Origin of the sequence: Xenorhabdus sp. SGI246, assembly GCF_040838225.1 — a bacterium.
Lineage (GTDB): Bacteria > Pseudomonadota > Gammaproteobacteria > Enterobacterales > Enterobacteriaceae > Xenorhabdus > Xenorhabdus indica.
Genome location: NZ_JBFPEZ010000094.1, coordinates 1 through 2,932 on the forward strand (window position 1 = coordinate 1; position 2,932 = coordinate 2,932).

Annotated in this window: 4 protein-coding genes and 3 pseudogenes; 5 read left to right on the plus strand and 2 right to left on the minus strand. The window is 41.3% G+C overall.

All coding sequences use genetic code 11. From position 1 onward, the window contains the following. The 3 genes from ABLA85_RS17115 to ABLA85_RS17125 form a co-directional block, all read left to right on the plus strand. On the plus strand, positions 1-373 hold a 373-nt coding region (locus tag ABLA85_RS17115), incomplete at its 5' end, for a transposase (RefSeq protein ID WP_367965554.1). A gap of 50 nt (positions 374-423) precedes the next feature. Further along, on the plus strand, positions 424-636 hold the full coding sequence (locus tag ABLA85_RS17120; protein WP_367965555.1) for a hypothetical protein: 213 nt from the start codon (positions 424-426) through the stop codon (positions 634-636). Continuing rightward, the gene (locus tag ABLA85_RS17125; protein WP_367965556.1) at positions 627-899 is read left to right on the plus strand and encodes a recombinase family protein; all 273 of its coding nucleotides are present in this window, start codon (positions 627-629) and stop codon (positions 897-899) included. Before ABLA85_RS17120 ends, ABLA85_RS17125 begins: the two co-directional genes overlap by 10 nt. Before the next feature lie 5 nt (positions 900-904). Here the strand turns inward: ABLA85_RS17125 and ABLA85_RS17130 are convergent. Continuing rightward, a pseudogene (locus ABLA85_RS17130) lies at positions 905-1,607 on the minus strand (IS1 family transposase). A gap of 62 nt (positions 1,608-1,669) precedes the next feature. Here ABLA85_RS17130 and ABLA85_RS17135 point away from each other — a divergent pair. Then, positions 1,670-1,929 (plus strand): annotated as a pseudogene (locus ABLA85_RS17135) (terminase TerL endonuclease subunit); the annotation flags it as partial. A 61-nt stretch (positions 1,930-1,990) separates the two neighbouring features. Here the strand turns inward: ABLA85_RS17135 and ABLA85_RS17140 are convergent. Beyond that, on the minus strand, positions 1,991-2,356 hold the full coding sequence (locus tag ABLA85_RS17140; protein WP_367965557.1) for a hypothetical protein: 366 nt from the start codon (positions 2,354-2,356) through the stop codon (positions 1,991-1,993). A 219-nt stretch (positions 2,357-2,575) separates the two neighbouring features. On the opposite strand from ABLA85_RS17140, the pseudogene ABLA85_RS17145 reads away from it, so the two are divergent. Next, positions 2,576-2,932, plus strand: a pseudogene (locus tag ABLA85_RS17145) (IS1 family transposase); the annotation flags it as partial.

Consider the following 2,932-nt stretch of genomic DNA (forward strand, 5'->3'; position numbering starts at 1 on the left):
GGATGATCGGGAACCTGTTCGCGAATTAACCACAGAATTAACGGGGTCCCTTTACGGCGATAAAGGTTATCTCAGTCAAGAGCTCGCAGACGCTCTAGGCGAAACGGGTGTTACGTTCATCACCCAAAAGCGGCGAAACATGAAAGCACGCCTGCAAGCTGAGTGGGATAAAATAATGTTATCAAGGCGTTTTATCATTGAGACGATTAATGGACAATTAAAATTAATTTCTCAGATAGAGCATTCGCGCCACCGAAGTTTAAAAGGGTTTATGTTGACTGTCTTAGGCGGTTTGATTGCTTATTGCCTTAAATGGAAGAAGCCATCACTGAAAGTTTTCTATTCGGAAGACGATTTTCCAATGATGGCTTAAACAGAATTCGGGTTAATTTAACGTCCCCTTTTTGTCTGGCAGGAAACAGAATGCCCGGCGCAACATCCGCTGATGAAGTGGATAAAACACTGGCATTATTTGACGCGATTATTCATGCTGATGATACGACAACGGTCGGAGAGATCCGTCCATTCGTTGAGGCACTTGATGCCGTCAGATTCAACCGTTCCAAGGTGAATCGCCAATTAAACCGGCTTAACCTTGATGCACCGGAAATGGAACCCATCGTCATATGGCAGTAGCGGATAGGATGATCGGTATCCATAAAGGTATGGATATGTGTACTCTGACCCTGCGTTTACGCGAACAAGGGATTACATTGATATTCCTGAAAGAGCAGCTCACTTTTAGTGTTAACGAGAACACGCCCATGCAAGAGCTGCAACTGCATATGATGTCGGCCTTCAGTCAGTTTGAACGGGCACTCATTCGGGAGAGGCAAACCGAAGGGATCGCCGCGAAAAAACAGCGTGGAGAACGAACGGGTCATGCTTCCAATAGTTAGATCGCTTAGAGAAAGTAGTATTCACGCTCAATAAACGTTCCTATCACTTTATCGTGTATTTCTTCAGATTTGGAATAGCCTATCGTTTTTCGATTCAGCCTCTTTATCCGGATACGGAGAGTGAGATTAGTTCTCTCAATACGTTGGGTAAATTTCTTTCCAGTGAGATGTTTTCCCTCAGGAAGGCAGTTGTAAACGGCATAATTATCCGTACAGTAGAACTGGATGTTGAAAGGAGACAGAAGTGTCAGCAGTTTTTTCAACGTCTTCCTGCTGCGATCACCAAATACATGTGCCACTATCCGCTTCATCGTTGGCTCCCAAGCATACCAGAGCCAGCGTTGGTTTTTCTTGTTACCGACAAAACAAATGACCACTGCTCGTCTATTTCACAGATAATATGGATGTCACTTCCCACCAGAGGCTGCGAGGTTACATTTTCTGGTGTGAGTTTTTTAATGTGCGAATGACGGTGTTAATGCCAATTTTCAGAACACGAGCGGTATCTCTAACACCCGAGTTATTCATTGCCATATCAACAATCTGCTCTTTCATGCCGGGATTGCAGGCTTGATAGGTGTAATTCAGTTGAAAGGTTTTACGGCAAGCATAACAGTGATAACGGGGATGACCACGACTTCCTTTTCCATGCCCTTTAACATCCTCTGATTTGTGACAGTAACGACAAACCACATCAACTTTAGCCATATCTCACCCATAATAAAAAATGGGAAGTTTATCACAATATCTAATTATTGGGAGCATGACCCGTTAATCGGAAGGTGATTCGTCACAACAGCGATCCGGTGCTGTCTTGAGCGATAGCTAATGTCATGATGGAAACGGACGCGATGCCAATATCAAGCCGAACAAAAAGAAATCAGCGAATAAAATTGATCCCGTAATCGCGTTCTTAATGAGCTTTGGCAAATGGCAGGTAGAGCATGAAGATTTTGCGTTTAGCCTCAATCTCAATGATGAACAGCGGGAGCGGTTAGATAGATTTGATGGAATTTATTTAACTTATTGATTTAATTGTTTTATCTTAGGGGTAATAGCGATTATGCTGCAAGATTAGAGATTATGTAAAATCAATTAAAACAGCCTTGACCCCCTTCCATGTATGAATGTTTTCTATCAGTTATATATTGCTCAACATCCACATTATAGGGCAATTGTTTAATATTAGTTGAGAATGTAACAAATGCCTGCTCCACCCTTCCATCTTTATACTGATGAATTTCGGCTGTTTTTCTTCCATCCTCAGATATCCAAATAGTATTTGTAAGTGGAGCTATGACAGCGGCTGCATTAGGAATCCATAGTAAATATACTTTACCCTCAATAACCAAGTTACCTTTTGCTGTTATATGTTGTGGTAATGGTGATATGTCAGGGCATATGAATGGTTTGGCAATGCTTACTCTGTCAGCCAAAGTATTTGCACTAAATAACATAGTATTAACGATCAATAACTGAGTCAGTATACGCTTAAATAAACACATATTTACACGCTATTAATTATTTTTCGGATTTTGAATGATTAATCAAATCTTAGTAATTGTCAACGGAGTTGCCGCATTAATATAGGAGTTAGGTCATGGAAGAATCTACTTATTGGTCATGTATTGAATAGTTAGTTGATGTGATATGCTTTTAGCTTTTTTAGGTGAAGTATGGCTAAAGTTGACGTTTATTGTCGTTATTGTCTCAAATCAGAAAAAGTGAAAGGGCATGGAAAAGGTAATGGGGGACATCCTCGTTATCGCTGCTATGACTGTTGCAAAGTCTTTCAGTTGGAATATACCTACCAAGCCTGTAAACCGGGCGTTAAAGAGTAAATTGTCGATATGGCAATGAATAATGGCGGCATTCGTGATACCGCACGTGTACTGAAAGTTGCCACCTCTACTGTCCTGAAAACACTAAAAAACTTACCCCCCGGAACGTGACTACGCTGCCCCTTGATGGAAATAACATTCAGCTTATCTGTGAAATAGATGAACAATGGTCGTTTGTAGGCAGCAAAGACT